General features: G+C 52.9%; 18 protein-coding genes. 12 read left to right on the top strand and 6 right to left on the bottom strand.

Features of this window, described 5'->3' with window-relative positions:
* Positions 1 to 72: 72 nt before the first annotated feature.
* Positions 73 to 474 carry an 8-oxo-dGTP diphosphatase MutT gene (gene mutT, locus AYK82_RS01255; RefSeq protein ID WP_068310526.1) on the top strand — a complete coding sequence of 134 codons (402 nt, stop codon included), beginning with the start codon at positions 73 to 75 and terminating at the stop codon, positions 472 to 474.
* A 26-nt stretch (positions 475 to 500) separates the two neighbouring features.
* Positions 501 to 746 (top strand): Flp family type IVb pilin, encoded by a 246-nt coding sequence (locus AYK82_RS01250; RefSeq protein ID WP_082733702.1) that lies wholly within the window; start codon positions 501 to 503, stop codon positions 744 to 746.
* Here the strand turns inward: AYK82_RS01250 and AYK82_RS01245 are convergent.
* Positions 743 to 1,627: a class I SAM-dependent methyltransferase gene (locus tag AYK82_RS01245; RefSeq protein WP_068310521.1), complete on the bottom strand. Its 885-nt coding sequence runs from the start codon at positions 1,625 to 1,627 to the stop codon at positions 743 to 745. The genes AYK82_RS01250 and AYK82_RS01245 overlap by 4 nt on opposite strands.
* Before the next feature lie 199 nt (positions 1,628 to 1,826).
* On the opposite strand from AYK82_RS01245, the gene AYK82_RS01240 reads away from it, so the two are divergent.
* The 4 genes from AYK82_RS01240 to AYK82_RS01225 all read left to right on the top strand — a co-directional run bounded on the left by AYK82_RS01240 (position 1,827) and on the right by AYK82_RS01225 (position 4,303).
* Positions 1,827 to 2,528: a ComF family protein gene (locus AYK82_RS01240; protein WP_068310519.1), complete on the top strand. Its 702-nt coding sequence runs from the start codon at positions 1,827 to 1,829 to the stop codon at positions 2,526 to 2,528.
* A gap of 83 nt (positions 2,529 to 2,611) precedes the next feature.
* Positions 2,612 to 2,872: a glutaredoxin 3 gene (gene grxC / locus AYK82_RS01235; protein WP_068310517.1), complete on the top strand. Its 261-nt coding sequence runs from the start codon at positions 2,612 to 2,614 to the stop codon at positions 2,870 to 2,872.
* A 31-nt stretch (positions 2,873 to 2,903) separates the two neighbouring features.
* The gene (locus AYK82_RS01230) at positions 2,904 to 3,755 is read left to right on the top strand and encodes a carbon-nitrogen hydrolase family protein (protein ID WP_068310515.1); all 852 of its coding nucleotides are present in this window, start codon (positions 2,904 to 2,906) and stop codon (positions 3,753 to 3,755) included.
* On the top strand, positions 3,752 to 4,303 hold the full coding sequence (locus tag AYK82_RS01225) for a DUF1178 family protein (RefSeq protein WP_068310513.1): 552 nt from the start codon (positions 3,752 to 3,754) through the stop codon (positions 4,301 to 4,303). Before AYK82_RS01230 ends, AYK82_RS01225 begins: the two co-directional genes overlap by 4 nt.
* A gap of 21 nt (positions 4,304 to 4,324) precedes the next feature.
* Here AYK82_RS01225 and AYK82_RS01220 read toward each other — a convergent pair whose 3' ends face one another.
* From AYK82_RS01220 to ubiG, 3 genes are all read right to left on the bottom strand, one after another.
* Positions 4,325 to 4,891, bottom strand: coding sequence for a hypothetical protein (locus AYK82_RS01220; RefSeq protein ID WP_068310511.1), 567 nt, complete (start codon positions 4,889 to 4,891; stop codon positions 4,325 to 4,327).
* Positions 4,892 to 5,072: 181 nt separating this feature from the next.
* Positions 5,073 to 5,771 (bottom strand): alpha/beta fold hydrolase, encoded by a 699-nt coding sequence (locus AYK82_RS01215; RefSeq protein ID WP_068310509.1) that lies wholly within the window; start codon positions 5,769 to 5,771, stop codon positions 5,073 to 5,075.
* 19 nt (positions 5,772 to 5,790) lie between these two features.
* Complete coding sequence (gene ubiG / locus AYK82_RS01210) at positions 5,791 to 6,546, bottom strand: bifunctional 2-polyprenyl-6-hydroxyphenol methylase/3-demethylubiquinol 3-O-methyltransferase UbiG (protein WP_068310507.1); 756 nt, start codon at positions 6,544 to 6,546, stop codon at positions 5,791 to 5,793.
* Positions 6,547 to 6,704: 158 nt separating this feature from the next.
* On the opposite strand from ubiG, the gene AYK82_RS01205 reads away from it, so the two are divergent.
* The 5 genes from AYK82_RS01205 to AYK82_RS17680 all read left to right on the top strand — a co-directional run bounded on the left by AYK82_RS01205 (position 6,705) and on the right by AYK82_RS17680 (position 13,522).
* Positions 6,705 to 7,958 carry an aspartate kinase gene (locus tag AYK82_RS01205; RefSeq protein WP_068310505.1) on the top strand — a complete coding sequence of 418 codons (1,254 nt, stop codon included), beginning with the start codon at positions 6,705 to 6,707 and terminating at the stop codon, positions 7,956 to 7,958.
* Positions 7,959 to 8,049: 91 nt separating this feature from the next.
* Entirely contained in the window at positions 8,050 to 10,317 is a 2,268-nt protein-coding gene (gene ptsP, locus AYK82_RS01200; RefSeq protein ID WP_068310503.1) for a phosphoenolpyruvate--protein phosphotransferase, read from the top strand.
* Between the two features lie 72 nt (positions 10,318 to 10,389).
* Positions 10,390 to 11,463, top strand: coding sequence for a peptide chain release factor 1 (prfA, locus tag AYK82_RS01195; protein ID WP_068310501.1), 1,074 nt, complete (start codon positions 10,390 to 10,392; stop codon positions 11,461 to 11,463).
* 4 nt (positions 11,464 to 11,467) lie between these two features.
* Entirely contained in the window at positions 11,468 to 12,328 is an 861-nt protein-coding gene (prmC, locus tag AYK82_RS01190; protein ID WP_244265695.1) for a peptide chain release factor N(5)-glutamine methyltransferase, read from the top strand.
* Between the two features lie 399 nt (positions 12,329 to 12,727).
* Positions 12,728 to 13,522: a DUF4167 domain-containing protein gene (locus AYK82_RS17680; RefSeq protein ID WP_082733666.1), complete on the top strand. Its 795-nt coding sequence runs from the start codon at positions 12,728 to 12,730 to the stop codon at positions 13,520 to 13,522.
* Positions 13,523 to 13,556: 34 nt separating this feature from the next.
* On the opposite strand, the gene AYK82_RS01180 is transcribed toward AYK82_RS17680, so the two are convergent.
* A complete protein-coding gene (locus AYK82_RS01180) occupies positions 13,557 to 14,318 on the bottom strand; it encodes an MOSC domain-containing protein (protein ID WP_082733665.1) in 762 nt (253 codons plus the stop codon).
* A 173-nt stretch (positions 14,319 to 14,491) separates the two neighbouring features.
* Here AYK82_RS01180 and clpB point away from each other — a divergent pair, with 173 nt between their 5' ends.
* A complete protein-coding gene (gene clpB / locus AYK82_RS01175) occupies positions 14,492 to 17,074 on the top strand; it encodes an ATP-dependent chaperone ClpB (protein ID WP_068310497.1) in 2,583 nt (860 codons plus the stop codon).
* Between the two features lie 49 nt (positions 17,075 to 17,123).
* Here the strand turns inward: clpB and AYK82_RS01170 are convergent, their stop codons facing one another.
* On the bottom strand, positions 17,124 to 19,070 hold the full coding sequence (locus AYK82_RS01170) for a M23 family metallopeptidase (RefSeq protein ID WP_068310495.1): 1,947 nt from the start codon (positions 19,068 to 19,070) through the stop codon (positions 17,124 to 17,126).
* Positions 19,071 to 19,584: the final 514 nt, after the last annotated feature.

The following is a 19,584-nucleotide window of genomic DNA, read 5'->3' as shown; positions in this document are numbered from 1 at the left end:
ATTGGCTACTGATTAGGGGTGCATGGTTAGCATTTGCTTTAGCCTGTGTTTCATTTTGATACGGTGATGACTATGAAAATTGTGTTGGTGGCGGCGTGTGCGCTGTTTGACAAGGATAATCGCGTGTTGCTTGCACAGCGGCCTGAGGGAAAATCTCTGGCCGGGCTCTGGGAGTTTCCGGGGGGGAAAGTCGAATCGGCAGAAAGTCCGGAAGACTGTTTGATCCGGGAATTGAACGAGGAGCTTGGGATTATAGTTAAGAAAGAGTGCTTGGCGCCGCTGACATTTGCATCACATACTTACGAAGATTTTCACCTGCTGATGCCACTTTACGTTTGTAGACGTTGGGATGGCACACCTACCGGGCGCGAAGGGCAAGAGTTGACTTGGGCACGCCCTATGCGATTGCGGGACTATGACATGCCACCAGCGGACGAACCGTTAATTCCGCACCTTATGGAGCTTGTCTCATAACGGTGCCAAAAATTTTTGGGGCATCAATGCTTTTAATGGCTGTTATGAAACGCAAGAAGACTGCAGGTTTCGCTATTTCTCATTTGAATGAAAACGAGAGAGGCGCAGTTGCAATTGAATATGCTTTAATTGCGGGACTAATTGCCCTCGTTATTGTGGCGAGTGTCGGGCTGGTTGGAACCAATCTGGAATTGCTTTTCGAAGAAAAAATTGTGCCTGCGGTTGAGCAGGCAGCCAACGCTGGCAAACCGTCGAACCCAAGTACTGATTAAGTCTTCTTTTCAAAAGTTTTAAGGGCGTCTGCCAGGCTTTGTTTTGCAGTGCCTGGCTTAAGCGGTTGTTGCTGAGATTCGTGCGGTGCCCAACCCGAGAGGCAGACGAATGTAAATGTTGCACGAATTCGGCCATCTGGATCGCTGTAGTCTGTTGCGTACAGCTCTGCTGCTCTTAAAAAGACCTCTTTGCGGGTAAAATTACGTTGCCGTGCTGTTAACGGGTTGGCGGCTCCCATTGCCCGCAGGTCTTTCATCAGTGCAAATGCGCTATCGTAGCGCACAGTAAATTTCTCTGTATCGACCACAGGCAGTGCAAATCCGGCTCTTTGCAGGAGACTGCCCAAGTCACGCGTATCTGCCATGGGAATGATGCGCGGTGAAAGACCGCCTGTCACTTCGGCTTCAGCACGCGTGAGGCAATCTCTTAGCTCATACAAGGTATCTGCCCCTAAAACGGCTGCAAGGAACAGGCCGTCGGGGCGAAGGGCCCTGCGTATTTGGCTCAGTGCGCCGGGCAAATCATCCAAAAGATGCAGGCTAAGGGGGGAGGCAACCAGATCGAGTGTTTCTGAAGCGAAGGGCAGAAGGGCATCATCGCAAATAAGATCTGGCGCTGGTAGATTAGGATCTGCGCAAAACAGATCGGCTCGTATCACTTGCCTTGCCTTGCCGCTGTTTATCAATGCCTGTGATAGTGCGCCGGTGTGGCCGCCCAGATCCAAGGCTCTGTCAAACTCTCGAGACACCATAGACAATCGATCAGAAATCTCTTGGGTGGCGAGATCTAAAAGAAAGCGAGCCTCTTGTTTGTTAGTGCTTAAGGCGCGGCGGCGGCGATCAGCCACGAGCGCTCTGTCAAAAAGAGGTTGCTGGGACATGTAGGGCCTCGCGTTCTTGTACGGCCACATCACAAGGTGGCCCTGATATTTAGCTATCGCCAAGTTTTTGACTGAAAAGGGGTAGCTGCTAGTCTCAGCCAAGGCAAGAGGGTGGGCGACGAGCTAAGTGGATTTTTATAGACTTAGGCAGAGCGTATTTGGGTCGAGTTGGCGGAGATTGATAGAGTTGGCTTTCAGCATGACCTTGAAGGATGTCGTAGAGGTTGGGGTCAACTGTGTTTGGCCGCCGACATGTGCTGCTTGTAGGCAAGTCGTTCAAGCCAATGGAGCTCTTTGTCAAAGCTGCTGGGCCGAGTTGCAGTTCCTACCTCATAATGTCGCCGGGGATATCGACAGTCTTCCGGGGGTTTATGCAGCGGTGTGCTATGACGGGGTGGCACAGGAAATCGTCAAGGCGTTCAAATTTAGACAAAAAGTGCGACTGGGCCGTACTCTAGGAGCGCTTTTGTACCTGTGCCACAGAGATCTGTTGAACTGTGTTGATTGTCTTGTTCCTGTTCCATTGCATCGCCAGCGATTGTTTGAACGTGGATATAACCAGTCCGCTTTACTTGCCAAAGAGTTGTCTTTGCATGTGAAAGAGCTGGAGGTCTGTAATGGTTTGGTACGAAACAGAAAGACAAGCCAGCAAATTGGCTTAAGCCGCGCCGCGCGTTGGAAAAATCTATCTGGTAGTATGGTGATAGATGAAATCGCCCGTTCAGACCTTGCGGGTAAACGTGTGTTACTGGTTGACGATGTTTACACCAGTGGTGCCACACTGCACGCCTGTACGCGTGCCCTGCAACACGAGGGCGTGGATGTGCTCGGCGGTCTTGTGTTTGCCAGAGCATTGCCTGAACGAATGGTTTTAGATATGGACTTACAAAAAGATAACTGAATAGGCCTTGATGTTTATTAGGGCGAGAACATATATGGCTAATTGGAATTTGGCACTGAGTCAAAACGTACAGGGAATCTGAGATGGCTAATGTAGTAATGTACACGCGTGATATGTGTGGTTATTGTTTGCGGGCCAAACGCCTTTTGGAACAAAAAGGTGTCGCGTATACGGAGTATAATGCGAGTGATGAGCCATCTTATCGGGCGGAAATGATCTCTAAATCCGGCGGTGCAGCGACGTTTCCGCAAGTATTTATCGCAGGAGAACATATTGGCGGTTGTGATGACCTTTATGCGTTGGAGCGCCGTGGGCAACTAGACGCGATGCTTTCGCTTTCCTAAGGTTTATACAATTATTTGTTAAGGGGCGCCCATGGGTAAGTTTATTGCGGCATGTGTTCAACTGCGTTCATCTCAGCAGCCGTTAGAAAACCTTGAGATGTGCAAGGACCTGGTGGAACAGGCCGCGGCCCGTGGTGCTGAATATGTACAGACCCCCGAGATGACCAATGTTCTGTGTCGCAGCCGCGATGAACAATGGGCCAGGGCTTCTGACGAAGCACAAGACCCGTTTTTGCTAGAGTTGGCGGGAACAGCCGCAAAGCTGGGCATTTGGCTGCATCTAGGGTCCCTTGCTGTGCGCCTTGAAGGCGGTGTTTTAGCCAATCGTGGTTACATGCTTGCGCCAGATGGCCTGGTTCACGCGCGCTATGATAAAATCCATATGTTCGATGTTGATTTGGCCAATGGCGAGAGCTGGCGCGAAAGCGATAGCTATCGAGCAGGAGCGGCGTGTGTCACGGTGCGGACACCAATGGCGAAGTTTGGCATGGCGATTTGTTATGATGTGCGCCAACCTCATTTGTTCGCAACGCAAGCGCGCTCGGGTGCGCACGTGCTGTCGGCTCCAGCCGCATTTACCGCGCAAACTGGTCGGGCGCATTGGCATGTCTTGCAGCGGGCCCGGGCCATTGAAACCGGATCATTTATGATCAGTAGTGCGCAAGGCGGTCTTCACGAAGATGGCCGGCAAACATTTGGGCATTCGCTAATTGTTGATCCTTGGGGGCGCGTGCTTGCTGAGGCTGATGGGGACGATCCATGTGTCGTGAGTGCAGAGATCGATGTGAGTATGGTTGATGAATGCCGGCAGCGAATTCCGGCCTTAAAGAATGCCCGCCACTTTGATTTGCAAGAGTTTCATGCGGGGGAGCCCGCAGTTTGATTAAGTATGCATTGGGCTGTGACAATGGCCACAGCTTCGAAATCTGGTTTCGTAATTCTGGAGACTTTGAAGAGCAGCGGCGTGCAGGTTATGTGAATTGCCCGCACTGCGGCTCGACAGAGGTGGAGAAGCGCTTGATGGCGCCAAATGTTTCCACTTCGAGAAAACAGGAGAATGCGCGTAACGAGCTGGAGCGGAAGGCTGTGGTTTCAGCAGTGGAGAAACAGCACAGCACGCAAAAGGCAAGTGCTGGGAAAGGCACGGCTGCGCAGGAAAACGCAAGTGTATCTGCCGCTGCTGCGCCCATGCTTGGCGGCGACGCTATAACGCAAGAGGCGGTTGAATCTCTACGTAAGCTACGTGACCACGTGACCAAGAATGCGGAGTATGTAGGCGCTGATTTTGCCGATGAAGCGCGAAAAATCCACTATGGTGAAGCTGAACAGCGTGGCATCTACGGCGAAAGCAGTTTGGATGATGTGCGCGAGCTTGTCGACGAAGGCATTGACCTGTTACCGCTACCAAGTCTCCCAGAGGACAAGAACTAATCGTCCCCGCCAGCAGAGAATTTAAGTAACAGGTGTTGCTTTGCGTGCCGGCCGCTTCCGAGGTGCAGCGACTTTCGTTGCTGTCGAGGTGCTGGTTTTCGCTGAAGCCGCCCGGCTTTTTGCAGGGGACGGGCTTTTGGTCGTGCGTTGTTTCGTCGGCTCTGGCTTAGTTGAAGGGGCAGGTGTCTTGGTGGTTAGCGGTTGGGTGCCCGATGAGAGGGGCCCTTGCGCCGTGTCGCTTGTGGTATTCTCGGCGGAGGTGGGCGCAAGATTTTCATGGGCGAACGAGCCCTTAAAATCTTGCAGGGCCTGCTGCCAGTACTCTCGGGAGATTTCCGGTAACGCAGTTGGTGAAGGCGCTTCCCCAAGCGTTTGCAACAGCTTACTATCAGCGCGCAGCCGCGTTTGGAAGAAATCCATTTGTTTCGAAAGTGCGTTGTAGCCCAGTTCAATCCATTTGAAGTGAAGTTGGCTTGGCAGAAGAACACTTTTCATCTCCAAGGCATCGACAGTTTCTGCCCAGTACCATGCGTCTGCTGGATCGACAATTTTCGGCTTACTGTCAGCTGCTGTTTGTTTATCTGCCATATGTGCCTCCCTTAGTTCACGGGTGGAAGTATTCATGGGCGGGTGCGCCGCAAACCCTGCACTTACAAGCAAGAACAGTGTTGCATAACCCTAGAGATTGGCATGGGTTATAGGCAAGAGTCGGGTGTTAGAGATAGCCTTGATATTTAATGGGCCGCTACCGCGTGTAACGGTATTTTTCTTAATTGCGCAGCATCGCTCGTAAACTCTGTGCAAGTTGGTCGGGGGCGTCTAGCGGTATCAGGTGACCACAGTTCTCGAAGCAGTAAAATTTCGCCTCTTCTATCTGCTCCGCTATTTCCTGCATATGCGTTGAGGGAGTAATTTTGTCGTTTGTTCCATGCACAATCGCGGTGGATATTTTGATTTTTGCAAGTGCATTTAGCAGGTTGCGGCGGTGCATTATTGCTGTTTGTTGATTGGCAAAGCGTTCAGCGCCTGTTTCGACAAACATCTGTCTCACCAGCTGCTGTGTTTCCGGTCTTGGACAGGCAAGCAATAGCGATAGCTGCGCGGCGACCAGTTTTGATAGGCCTCCGTTTTTCGCTAGTTGAATTTGTTTGCGCCGTTTGGCGCTTTGAACGGCCGTGTCGGCACGTGCGTTGGTGCTTATAAAAGCAACGTGAGTTATGCGTTCAGGCGCCAAGCGAATCATTTCAAGTGCGACGTAGCCCCCCATAGAGACGCCAGCCAAGGCGAAGCGTGGTGGCGCATTGGCGAGCACGGCGATCGCCAGTTCTTCTACACTGTGATTTTCACAGTAGTTGGGGCAGATTATCTCAGCCTCTGGCAGGTTTGGGGCAAGATACGAAAAAAGCCGCGCGTCACAAGCTAGCGCAGGCAGAAAGACCAAAGGGTGAGGTTTGGCATGCTTAGACATGCGGGCGCTCCAACTTAACCTAGCCTGTAGGTTTTTGAGCGATAAGCATGTAGTTCACGTCTAGATCTGTTGAGCGTGACCAGCGGTCAAATAGTGGATTGTAGCTAACGCCGCAACGCTCGTACACGTTTAGCCCGTGCCCTTTGAGTGGCTCTTCGATCTCTTCGGGGCGCAGGAACTTGCTGTAAGTGTGGGTGCCTACCGGAAGCCAGCGCAGCACGTACTCCGCGCCGAGGATAGCGAGGGCGTAAGACTTTGGTGTGCGGTTAAGCGTTGCTACAAACATGAGCCCGCCCGGCTTTACCATTTTGGCACATGACTCCAAAAAAAGTGGAACATCTGCAACATGTTCAATGACTTCCATGTTGAGGACGACATCAAATTGTTCCCCGGCTGATGCAAGCTCTTCCGCGGTGGTGTGGCGATAATCGATGTTCAGGCCTGACTGCTGCGCATGAAGACCGGCAACTTGTATATTCTTTTCTGCGGCATCGGCACCAACCACATCTGCTCCCATGCGTGCCATGGGCTCGCTCAACAGGCCGCCGCCGCAGCCAATATCAAGAATGCGGAGGCCCGTTAGCGCCTTGGCGTCTTTTTCGTCCTTGCCGAAGTGATCGCAGACGTACTCTTTTATATAGGATACCCGAACCGGGTTGAACTTGTGCAACGGGCGGAACTTGCCAGCAGGATCCCACCATTCGGCGGCGATGGAGGCAAAATGTGCCACCTCGGATGGATCGATGGTTGCGCTGTTGTTCTCTGGCTGTGCCATGTGTAACTCCCGTATCGGCGTGGGTTACTGGTGGTGGTTTGGCATGGTTTTGTCAAGTCACTGGTTGCGGTTGTAAGGCGTGGGTTGTATGGATAGCCGCTGAAAAGATGGCAATATATCTAGCCTGCGACAAGGCCCTCGGAGGATACTATTAGGCGATGGCCCGATTAGTTATGAAGTTTGGCGGCACCTCCGTCGCTGATTTAGAAAGAATTCGCAATGTGGCGCGCCACGTTAAGCGGGAAGTTGATGCAGGTAACGAAGTGGCTGTGGTGGTTTCTGCCATGTCCGGCGTTACCAATCAGCTGGTTGGTTACACCAAGGATGCCGCGCCGATGCATGATGCGCGTGAGTATGATGCGGTGGTTGCCACCGGCGAGCAGGTGACTTCCGGTCTGCTGGCAATCGTGCTGCAAGAAATGGGCGTGGATGCCCGTTCTTGGCAGGGATGGCAAATCCCGATCCGCACCAATGAGGCGCATGGGGCCGCTCGAATTCAAAGCATTGAAGGCGATGTTTTGATTGAGCGGCTGGAGCGTAAGCAAGTGGCAGTTATCGCTGGCTTTCAAGGGTTGGCGCCGGATAACCGCATTGCGACATTGGGACGTGGTGGCTCTGATACCAGCGCTGTGGCAATTGCTGCGGCAATCAAGGCGGATCGCTGCGATATTTACACTGATGTTGACGGTGTCTATACCACCGATCCACGCATTGTCTCTAAAGCCAAGCGACTGGATCGTGTCGCTTTTGAAGAGATGCTGGAGATGGCATCTCTTGGTGCTAAAGTGTTGCAGGTGCGCTCTGTTGAAATGGCCATGGTGCATGGCGTGCGCACTTTCGTACGCTCAAGTTTTGATGACCCGGATGCCCCACAGATAGGCGCGGGCGGTTTGCCGCCGGGCACTCTTATCTGCGATGAGGATGAAATATTGGAACAACAAGTCGTAACCGGTATCGCCTACTCCAAGGACGAAGCGCAAATCTCCATCCGCAATGTGGCGGACAAGCCCGGTGTTGCCAGCGCGGTGTTTGTGCCGCTTGCAGAGGCGAACATCAATGTGGACATGATTGTCCAGAATATCTCGCCGGATGGCAAAACAACCGATATCACTTTTACGGTTCCTGAGTCTGATTATGATCGCGCTCTCCAGGTCGTTGAAAAGCATCTGGAAGACATTGGCTATGAAAGCCTTGAGGGCACTACAGATGTGGTCAAAGTCTCAGTGATTGGTATGGGCATGCGCTCTCACGCCGGTATTGCTTCGGAGTGTTTCCGCGGGTTGGCCGAAAAGGGCATTAACATCCGTGCTATTACCACCTCGGAGATTAAAATCTCGGTTTTGATTGATTCTGCCTATACCGAGCTTGCGGTGCGTGCCCTGCATTCGCTATATGGTCTCGACGACAAGTAAAGATCTGCTTGTCAATTTGCCAAATGTCCCGCTTTGCAAGTGGGGCATTTGATGCATCAATAGAACGAAATGAATTTAGGTAGGTCGAGGCATGCGCAGCAGCTTGGCCGGACCACGCGTTTTGCTTCGTCGCCTGCGTGAGGTGATGGCGGAGCCTATCGACGCGCAGGAGCGGCTTGATAATATCGTACGTCTTATCGCAGCGAATGTGGTTGCAGAGGTGTGCTCTGTCTATATTCTGCGCGCGGATGGCGTGCTGGAGTTGTTTGCCACCGAAGGCCTTAACAAGCGAGCGGTACACCAAACAGCGCTAAAAGTGGGGGAGGGGCTTGTGGGCCTTATCGCCTCGAATGCGCGGCCGCTCAACTTGCCAAATGCGCAGGCGCACCCTTCTTTTGCCTATCGCCCCGAAACCGAAGAAGAACAATATCACTCCTTCCTCGGGGTACCTATATTGCGCGCTGGCCGAACGCTCGGCGTTTTGGTCGTGCAAAACAAAGAGCACCGAACCTATTTCGAGGACGAAGTAGAGGCGCTGCAAACCACAGCGATGGTTATCGCCGAGATGGTGGCGGCCGGTGAGCTGGAAGCGATCACTCAGCAAGGCACGACAATAGATCTTACAAGGCCCATGCACCTTACCGGGGTTAGCCTTGCCGATGGTATTGGTCTTGGGCATGTGGTGCTGCACGAGCCGCGCGTTGAAATCACGAAACTGATTGCCGAGGATGGCGAGGCGGAGAAAGTTCGGCTTGGGGATGCTGTGCAACGGTTGCGCCAATCTCTGGACCGTATGTTGGCCTCTGGCGAATTTTCCCAGCATGGCGAACACCGAGAGGTTCTAGAAGCCTATCGGATGTTTGCTTATGATCGCGGATGGATCCGCAAGATCGAGGAGGCCATTCGCAACGGCCTGACAGCCGAGGCGGCAGTTGAAAAAGTACAAAGCGACACACGTGCGCAGATGTTGCGCCAGACCGACCCTTATTTGCGTGAGCGCTTGCACGATCTGGATGATCTAGCACACCGGCTGATCCGTGAGTTGATGGGGCGCGAGCACGGCGCACAGGATAGCGAATTACCCAAGGATGCGATAATTGTGGCGCGTAATATGGGCGCTGCCGAGCTGTTGGATTATGACCGGGATCACGTGCGGGGTCTTGTCTTAGAAGAGAGCGGTGCAACCAGCCATGTGACGATTGTCGCGCGGGCACTGGGTATTCCCACTGTCGGGCAAGTTGAAGACATCGTCTCGGTGGCAGAAGCCGGCGATGCCATGATCGTTGATGGCGAGATTGGCCAAGTGTTTTTGCGGCCTGCTGCGGATGTGGAGCAGGCGTTTGCGGAGAAGGTGCGTTTTCGTGCCAAGCGGCAGGAGAAGTACCGAGAACAGCGCGATGTTGCCTCTGTTTCCAAAGACGGTGTGCCGGTAACCCTGCAGCTTAATGCTGGGTTGCTGGTGGATTTGCCGAGCCTTGAAGATGCCGGAGCTGATGGCATCGGCCTCTTCCGCACCGAGCTACAGTTTATGGTGGCGAGCTCTATTCCACGCATGCAACAGCAGCAGATGCTTTATAGCAAGGTGCTGGATGCGGCGAAGGATAAGCCGGTTACCTTTCGCTCGCTCGATATTGGTGGTGACAAAATGCTGCCATACCTGCGGTTTGCGCAGGAGGAGAACCCGGCAATGGGCTGGCGCGCTATTCGTTTTGGGCTTGATCGTCCGGGCATGTTGCGCACGCAGATCAGGGCGATGCTTCACGCCGGGGCAGAACGGCATTTGCGCATTATGTTCCCCATGGTTGCAAACCTTGATGAGTTTCATCAGGCTAAGGATTATGTGGAGCGCGAGTTGAAGCATTTGCGCCAACATGGCCATGCTGTGCCTGCGGATCTGAAGCTTGGCGTGATGCTGGAAGTGCCAGCGCTGCTGTATCAGCTGGAAGAGATTTTTGCAGAAGTAGATTTCGTCTCTGTTGGCTCAAACGATTTGTTGCAATTCTTCTTTGCTGCAGACCGTGGGAACAACCGTGTTGCCGATCGCTTCGATGCGTTGTCGGCAGGGTTTTTGCGGGCACTACGCGAGATTGCGCAGGCTGGTGCCAATGCAGATGTGCCGGTTACCCTATGCGGCGAGTTGGCTGGTAAGCCATTGACTGCATTGGCGTTGCTGGGCTGTGGCTATCGCCGCTTGTCTATGTCGCCCTCTTCTATCGGCCCGGTTAAGCGGATGCTGCTGGAGACGGATATAAGCCTGCTGCAGAGCGAGATGCAGACAGTTCTGCAAGCAGGCAAAGGCCGGAGCGATGTGCGTGCCTTCTTGCAAGACTTTGCCAAGACACACAATATTCCCGTATAGAGATCGGTAGTGCGCACTGGATAGACAGATGCGTGTTGCTTTGACCTGCTTTTTCTGAGGAGTTGCGCGCGGATGCTAGCGCCTGAAAAACTAGATACCCTGCTGTCCCGCTTTGAGCAGATTGAAGCCGAAATGGCTTCTGGTCCGGAACCGGCGGTTTATATCAAGCTGTCGCGTGATTATGCGGAGCTGGAACCAATTGTGCACACTATTCGAGATCTGCGTAAGGCGGAGGAAGATCTGGAAGGGGCGAAGCTGCTGCTAGATGACAGCAGCACTGATGCGGAAATGCGCGAATTGGCCGAGCTTGAAAAGGCCGAGCTCGAAGAGCAGGTCGAAGAGCTGGTGCAGAAGGTGCGCATTGGCCTGCTGCCACGGGATAAGGCTGATTCCCATGATGTTATTCTTGAGGTTCGTGCTGGTACTGGTGGTGACGAAGCTGCGCTGTTTGCCGGTAATCTCTTTCGTATGTATCAGCGCTTTGCCGAGCTGAATGGCTGGAAAGTGGAGGTTATGTCCTCTAGCGAGGGTGAAGTTGGTGGCTTTAAGGAGATCGTTGCTGCGGTAACAGGCGCTGAAGTGTTTGCCAAATTCAAGTTTGAATCTGGGGTTCATCGTGTTCAGCGTGTGCCGGAAACCGAATCCGGTGGCCGAATCCACACTTCTGCTGCAACCGTCGCCGTGTTGCCGCAGGCAGAAGAAGTGGACGTGGAAATTAACCCATCAGAACTGCGCATTGATACCTATCGTGCGTCTGGTGCCGGTGGGCAGCACGTCAACACCACAGATTCCGCTGTTCGTATCACGCATGAGCCAACAGGTATTGTTGTTGCGGTTCAGGATGAGCGCTCGCAGCATAAGAACAAAGACCGTGCAATGAAGCTATTGCGCGCAAAAATCTTTGAAGTGGAGCGCGAGCGCGCCGCCTCTGAACGGACAGAAGCAAGGCGTCTTCAGGTGGGCTCTGGTGATCGCTCTGAACGCATTCGCACCTATAACTACCCGCAGGGACGGGTGACTGACCATCGTATCGGCTTGACGCTTTACAAGTTGGAACAGATTGTTGCTGGTGATGGGCTGGAGGAGGTTGTGGATGCCTTGATCCTTGATCATCAGGCAAATCTGCTCGCAGCTGAAGGGCTTTAAGGTAGTGGGACTACGGCTTGAGCAGCTGCTCATTGAAACGCGCTGTTTGTTAAAGGACGCGGGGATTAGCGAGGCTGCTCTTGATGCTCGCATTTTGGTAAGTGAGGCTAGTGGAATCGCCGCGGCTTCATTACCACTAGAGTTTGACAGGGTTTTATCGCCAGACGTGGCAGAGCAGGTGCGTCTATGGGCCGGGCAACGCGTGGCGGGTAAACCTGTGCACCGAATAATTGGTTGGCGAGAGTTTTGGGGGCTGCGATTTACGCTTGGCCCGGACACACTGGAACCACGGCCGGATACAGAAACACTTGTCGAGGTTGCCTTGCGCTGGGTGGATGCGCAAGGGCTGCGTGAGGCGCCGCTTAAACTTGCAGATATTGGGACGGGAAGTGGTGCAATTGCCGTTGCTATGCTGAGCGAGCTGCCCAATGCACAGTGTGTTGCTGTTGATTTGTCGGCTGGTGCACTAACCACCGCACGGAAAAATGCCGAGGCAAATGGAGTTGGCGCGCGTTTTCTACCAGTTCAGGCGGACTATGTATCTGCTCTCTCAGGTGGATTTGATATGGTGCTTTCCAACCCTCCTTATATCCGCAGTCGCGTGGTTGCAGAGCTTTCAGAAGAGGTTCGTACGCATGATCCCATGCTTGCGCTTGATGGAGGAGATGACGGGTTAACGCCTTATCCCGTTTTGCTACAAAACGCCTCGCATTTGTTGCGCAAGGGGGGGGCGATGATGTTGGAAATTGGTTTCGATCAGGCCGCTGATGTTCTTGATATTGCGAAAAAAAACAATGCGATTTTCGCTAGGTGTCATCAAGATCTAGCGGGGCAGGACCGCGTAATCGAGGCGTTATTCCGCTGATTTCCACGGTTTTTGGAGGACCTAAAAAAAGGTCTTGGTTTATGGAAGGAAACAGGGTAGTTTCTTCCTTGCCGACAAGCAGAACCAGCGAAAGCGCTGTTGAGGGGTGGGCGGTTTTGTTTTAGCCGCAACCAGTAAGATGCGCCGGTACTTTATGTTCATGACAGCATATAGGGCGACCCTCAAATAAGTGTCTGGCTCTGCGTTCCGTATGGAAACCTTTTGGCGTTGGCCTATCGCATGACAACAGATTTTTGATAATCGAATGCGATTGCATTTCGACTGCTAGGCCTGAATGTGTCTGGCACACTAGTTTTTGATGGCTGTTCCTGCTTGGCAGGGGCAATCCAAATGGAAGGTCGGCATTGCCGATCGCCGTTCTTGAGAGTCAACGGCAGAATGAGACCAGGAAATCAAAATAACAAGCGTATGCGTGGCCGCGGTGGTCGGAAGGCGCCTAATCCACTTACACGTAGTTTCGAGTCCAACGGACCGGATGTAAAAATCCGCGGCACCGCGATGCATATCGCCGAGAAATATCAGCAGTTGGCGCGTGATGCGCAAGCTTCTGGTGATCGGGTGATGGGCGAGAACTACCTCCAGCACGCCGAACACTATCAGCGGATTATTGCTTCTGCGCAGGGGCAAAACTCTCCGCAGAACTCTGCTGGGCATAGTCAGCGCGGTCAGGAAAATACTCCGCAACAGGGCAATGGCGCCGAGCCAGCTGCAGATGTTGTCGAGGCACCTGAGGCGATATCGCAGCCTAAGGTTAAGGCTGAGGCTGTTGCCGAGCCGGTAATGGGTCTAGATGCGCCGCAGCCGTTTATTCCGCATATGCCGACACCGGCGGAAGTTGAAGCAGCTTCTGCGGCCGACGCGGCGGAAAAGCCAGCAGATGCTGAGGGTAGTGATGTTGATGACAAGCCGCGTAGGCGCACCCGTGGTGTGCGTGGACGTGGTGTGCGCCGTGTGAGCGGGGCACCCGCTGCTGCCTTGCCTGAGGGGGATGCTCCAATGGGTGAAGGTGGTGAAGAAGAGGCCGCACCAAAGCCCAAGCGCGCACGCACGCCGCGCTCTGCGACGGGGCGTACCCGTCGCGCGCCTAAGAAGGCGGAGGGCGAGGCAGGAGCACCGGACACACCAGTTGCTGTTGCACCTGAAAGCCCAGCATCAGAGCCTGCTGAGAGCTGATAAAAAGACCCCGGTAATAAGCCGGGGTTTTTCTTTAGGGGGCTAGAGCCAATTTTTCTTCCACTGCAAGGGGCCCTGGTGCTGTTACCTCAAAATAGACCCCCATATCCATATGCCCAAAGTGCTCATTGAGATCTTGCAGCAGGTTGCCTTCAAACTTTGCCCTCGTGAGATTGACGTTTACAGCGTTGCAACGCTGTGTACGTTTGTGAAATTGCAGCTTAAGTCCATTAGCGGTGGTTAAGGTTTTGCCTTCCCAAGTGTGCTCTTCCCAGGGTTCAAGCCCTTCCAGAATAACATTTGCCCTGAAAAGTTCCTCAGGCAGGGCGCGGCCAATTACTTTCTCGGCGTCGGCAAGGCTTGCGCGATTTAGTACATGCAGCCGCTTGCTTCTTAGATCGGAAAAGGAGTGACCGGGAGCGCTCAACACTTTCGCCGGGCCGCGCAATTCTCCTTGTAAGTAGCTTTCAAATAATGCTTCGATTTGCTTTTTTCCATCATCGGATATCAGGCTAGCTTTAATGAGCTGCTCGTCACCTCGGGTGATGTGCAAGGAGCATTCCTTTGGATCGAAGTGCGTTGTCAGGGCGGCAAGCTGTGCAAAGCGCATCAATACAATGAAGCGGCTCTTTGAAATGTGGTTTGGTTCAGCCTGATCAAAGCCTGATGGGCCATTTTCAATAGCAAAGGCACGATCCCATGGCATTGTACCCCCTTGATCCAAATCTACTGATTGCCAAGGGTGGCCGCTCAGACCTTTAACGGGATAGGAATATAGTGCTTTAACTATAGCCATGGGGTGGGTTCCGTTTTTAAAATGTGAGAAAAAAAGCTGCTACCTATTTTGATGCAGATTTGCCTCACTATATCAACGGGTAGGGAACAGTTTTCCCGCTATGAGTGCTTATGGAAGGCTCATAGATCCAAACCGTCTTCCGTGCTTCGGGCGAAAGGCAGATAGGAGTTCCTATGAACATTGAAAAGTACAGTGAACGCGTTCGGGGATTTATCCAGTCCGCGCAAACCTACGCGTTAGGGCAAGGGCATCAGCAGTTTACGCCAGAGCACTTGCTGAAAGTGCTTCTGGATGACAAAGAGGGCATGTGCGCAGGCCTCATTGACCGCGCCGGTGGGCGCTCGATGGATGCCCGCTTGCAAGTAGAGAGTGATTTGAACGCCCTGCCAAAGGTTTCTGGTGGAAACGGGCAGCTTTATCTGGCAGCAGAAACTGCGCGCTTGTTTGATCAGGCTGAAAAATTGGCTGAAAAAGCCGGAGACAGCTTTGTGACCGTTGAGCGCGTCTTGCTCGCTATGGCGATGGATAGCAACAGCAAGGCCGGAAAAGCCTTGTCGCAGGGCGGTGTTTCAGCCTCTGCCCTAAATGAGGCGATTAATAGCCTTCGCCAAGGGCGAACTGCCGACAGTGCTTCTGCCGAAAACCAGTATGATGCGCTGAAAAAGTACGCGCAGGACCTGACGCAAGCAGCGCGGGACGGCAAATTGGATCCTGTAATCGGGCGCGATGAAGAGATTCGTCGTGCTATTCAGGTTTTGTCGCGACGCACAAAAAACAATCCGGTGCTCATAGGTGAACCGGGAGTGGGCAAAACGGCTATTGCCGAAGGGCTTGCTCTAAGGATTGTAAATGGCGATGTACCTGAATCTTTACGTGATAAGCAATTGCTGGCGCTCGATATGGGGGCACTCATTGCCGGTGCGAAGTATCGAGGCGAGTTTGAAGAGCGTCTCAAGGGTGTACTTTCAGAAGTGCAAGCCGCCGAGGGTGGCGTGGTTTTGTTCATCGATGAGATGCATACATTGGTAGGTGCTGGCAAAAGTGACGGGGCGATGGATGCTTCGAACTTGTTAAAGCCTGCATTGGCGCGCGGTGAATTGCATTGTGTCGGCGCAACAACACTGGATGAGTACCGCAAGCATGTGGAGAAAGATGCTGCTTTGGCGCGGCGCTTTCAACCGGTGTTCGTGAGTGAGCCCACGGTGGAAGACACCATTTCCATTTTGCGGGGCATTAAAGAAAAATACGAACTGCACCACGGTGTGCGCATCGCGGATGGGGCGATTGTCTCAGCTGCCACGCTGTCTGATCGTTACATAACGGATCGCTTTTTGCCGGATAAAGCGATTGATTTGATCGATGAAGCGTCTAGCCGGTTGCGGATGCAGGTTGATTCCAAGCCTGAAGAGCTGGACGAGCTGGATCGGCGGATTATTCAGCTGAAGATTGAACGTGAAGCGTTGAAACGTGAAGATGATGACGCGACGCGGGATCGACTTTCCAAATTGGAAGAAGAGCTGAATGACCTTGAAGAGCAGTCACGCGCATTAACCCAACGGTGGCAAGCTGAGAAGGACAAGCTGTCGTCCGAGCAGAAAATCAAGGAGCAGCTAGAAGAAGCGCGCACACAGCTGGAGCAAGCGCAACGTCAGGGAGACTTGGCGAAGGCAGGTGAGTTGGCCTATGGCGTGATCCCTGATCTTGAGCGCAAGCTAAGCGCGGCTGAGAGCAGCGAAAGTGAAGGCGAGATTCTTAACGAAACCGTCGACAGCGAAAATATTGCGCAGGTAATTTCTCGTTGGACCGGAATCCCCGTCGACAAAATGCTTGAGGGTGAACGTGAGAAATTGCTGCGTATGGAAGACGAGCTTGGCAAGCGGGTCATTGGCCAGAGTGAGGCAGTGCATGCTGTCTCTACTGCTGTGCGGCGTGCGCGCGCCGGGTTGCAGGACCCAAACCGGCCAATTGGTTCCTTTTTATTCTTAGGTCCAACTGGTGTTGGGAAAACGGAGCTAACCAAAGCATTAGCCGCTTTTCTTTTTGATGACGAGAGCGCGATGGTGCGCATTGATATGTCAGAATTCATGGAGAAGCACAGTGTGGCACGCCTAATTGGCGCTCCTCCGGGATACGTGGGCTATGAAGAAGGTGGGGTGCTGACAGAAGCAGTGCGCCGACGGCCTTATCAGGTGGTGCTTTTTGACGAGATCGAGAAAGCGCACACGGATGTTTTCAATGTGCTTTTGCAGGTACTTGATGAGGGTCGATTGACAGATGGGCAGGGGCGTGCTGTCGATTTCCGCAATACTCTGATTATTCTCACCTCCAACCTTGGTGCAGAGTTCCTCAGTGCGCAAGAAGAGGGTGAGGATGTTGACGCGGTCTGTGAGCCGGTGATGGATGCGGTGCGCGCGCATTTTCGGCCCGAGTTTTTGAATCGGCTTGACGAGATTATCTTGTTCCATCGCCTGCAACGGGCACATATGTCTCGCATCGTTGGCGTCCAACTTGCGCGGCTGCAGAAGCTGCTTGATCCACGTGGCATTGAACTTGAGATGGATGATGGGGCTGTACAGTGGATTGCTGACAAGGGCTATGACCCTGCGTATGGCGCACGCCCGTTGAAGCGCGTAATCCAGAAGCAGGTACAAGATCCGTTGGCGGAGATGCTGCTTGCCGGTAAGATTCGCGAAGGTGAGCGTGTGGCTTGTGAGGCTGCGGGTGAGCGGCTGTTGTTTAACAAGAAAGCTGATTAATGCTTGAATAAAAAAGCCGCCATAGCGAATGGCGGCTTTTCTTTTCGGTTTACAGGCCTGAGACCACTTGTGCGTCAGGTTTTTTCTCACGTAAAGCGTCGATGCGATCTCTTTCGCGCTCGAAAGCGGTGAGCAGAGTGCCGTCCAGCGTTCGACCCTTGGGAAGCTTGATCTTAAGTGGATTTACGAAACGGCCATTTACTTTCACTTCGTAGTGCAGGTGGTTGCCTGTTGAAAGGCCTGTCGTGCCCACATAGCCGATCACTTGGCCCTGAAAAACTTGTTGTCCTGCTTTTAACCCTTCGGCAATGCGGACCATGTGGTTGTAGGTCGTTTCATAGCCATTGGCATGACTTAGGATAACGCGCTTGCCGTAACCGCCGCCCCATCCTGCCTTTTTGATGGTGCCATTTCCCGCTGCGAGAATCGGTGTACCACGCGGCGCGGCCCAGTCAACGCCTGTATGCAATGTGCGGGTTCGGCGGATCGGGTGGCGTCGCATTCCGTAGCCAGAGGTGAAGCGCCCTGCGGTTATGGGTTTGCGCAACAAGAACTTCTTGGCGCTTTTTCCGGTGCGATCGTAAAAGTCTACTTGGCCATCATCAGGGCTGCGGAAGCGATAGAAAATGTGCTCACGACCATTGGCAAGAACAGAGGTATAGAGAATCTCCGGGATGCCTGCTGCTGTTTGTTTGTTGTTCAGACTGTAGATGACATTAAACTTGTCGCCTGGCTTGACCGTCGCGTTGTAATCCAGATCGAACGAGTAGATGCGAATGAGTTCTTCGACAACCTCGCGCGGGATTTCATTTTGAAGGGCGGTCTCGTAAAGGCTTGTGTAATATGTGGGCGTAGGCCCATCATTTACCCCACCCTCGGCAACTGCGAAGGCATCGGGGATTGCCTCATCAGTTGGGGCTGCAGAGGCGATGAAGCCGCCTTCGTCAGTCCGAGCCACCGTCGCGATGTGATCTTGATAATCATAGAGGGAAACGCGAATGAGTTTGCTGCCACCATCTTCTTGCGGCGAAAGGCCGAAGCGCAACACTTGCCCTTCCTCAAGCTCGGCTATCTGGTAGCTTTGGGAAAACGCTTCAAGAATAGCCTTGGCCTCAGCCTCGGTTGCTTCGTTATCTAGCAACATATCAAGGAATACAGCCTCCTCAGCCACAGGCATAAAGCGTTCTTCTACCCGTTCGCTGGTTTGTGTGAAGTCTGTTTTGGGCTGGAAAGAGACATTCTCCTGGGTAATGCGGACCTGTAAATTCTCCATGTCTTGTTGTGCTATATTGGAGAATGAGTAATCCTTCAGCGAGTATTTGGGTGTTGAGACGATATCGGTGGCGTTCTCGCTCATAAATCTCGCGGCGGTTTTCACCTGATCAAGTATATCATGATCGGTAAAGTGCTGGTTGTCCGTCGCATAGCCCATTAAGTCCGTCGGAAAATCTTTCTGTGATATAGAAAGATCCCCTTCAATGTCTGCGCCATAAACAGCGTCACTGGCAATAATTGATGGGCCGCTCACCTCTCCTTGATACATCGCCACAGGATCAAATTCAGGTATTTCTTGTTCGAAATGCTCGAGTTTCGCCTGCAACAGATCTGCCGCAACAACAGCGTATGGCTGTTTGGTGATAAAGTCGCGCCCGCCTTTTCGATTGACGGTATTTACAGAAATGCGGCGCCGATTGGATGTGCTGTCTTCGTCGAAAGAGGCGATGTCGCCCTTGCCGGCGTCTGCGCTCTGCAGTTCCGCAGCTAGTGAATCTTGGTTGGTCAAGTTGGCACGGCTAATGGAGTGATGTCCGTCCAGCGCGACCAATAGCGCGCCCCCCATTAAGGTAAATGAGGTTACGCCTGTAAGGATCGTGCCTATCAACCAACGCGCGTTCAACGAGCTGTTTTGGCCGGCCGAAGCACCTTCTATTAAAAGCGCAGGCTCATTGCCGAGCTCAACGAGTGGTCGTTGGTGGTGTGACACAGTGACATGCATTTTTAAATAGGTCCCAAAGCTTCAAGGCTGCTGCTCAGGCGGCCTCCCGAACGCTGCAACTGCTTAATAGCAGAACTTAGTAAAATTTGGGCGTAATTTGCAAACCTACATAAATTAACGGGTAATCCTGTGAGTTTCCCTGAGCCCCTTCTATAGGATTGTGGATTGTGAACAGCTTACTGACGTTTGTGTCAAAAACTTTTCACATTTGGGAAAAAAGCGCTTGACGGTTTTTAATGTTGGTCCTATAAGTCGGGCCATCGAGAGCGACGGCGCTGCCGGCGACGGCATGATGCGCTCTGGATTATCTGACAGATTATCGGTAGCTCTAAGCTCCAGAGAGATTTGGGGTTGCGGTTCGGTTTTCTGTTTTTGAGGGAATTGGTTGTTTGATTTTCTCGTGCTCATTGACAATTATATAAAGTAAGAAAGAGAAACGTAGGCGGCGCTGTCTGCGGCTCAGGATTTGGATGAGAGTTCGAGTTCTGGCTATATAAAAGACAAGACGACGTAT

Origin of the sequence: Polycladidibacter hongkongensis (genome assembly GCF_001561995.1) — a bacterium.
GTDB lineage: Bacteria > Pseudomonadota > Alphaproteobacteria > Rhizobiales > Stappiaceae > Pseudovibrio > Pseudovibrio hongkongensis.
Note: the sequence above shows the minus strand (reverse complement) of the source record. Positions and strands in the feature narration are given on the sequence as shown.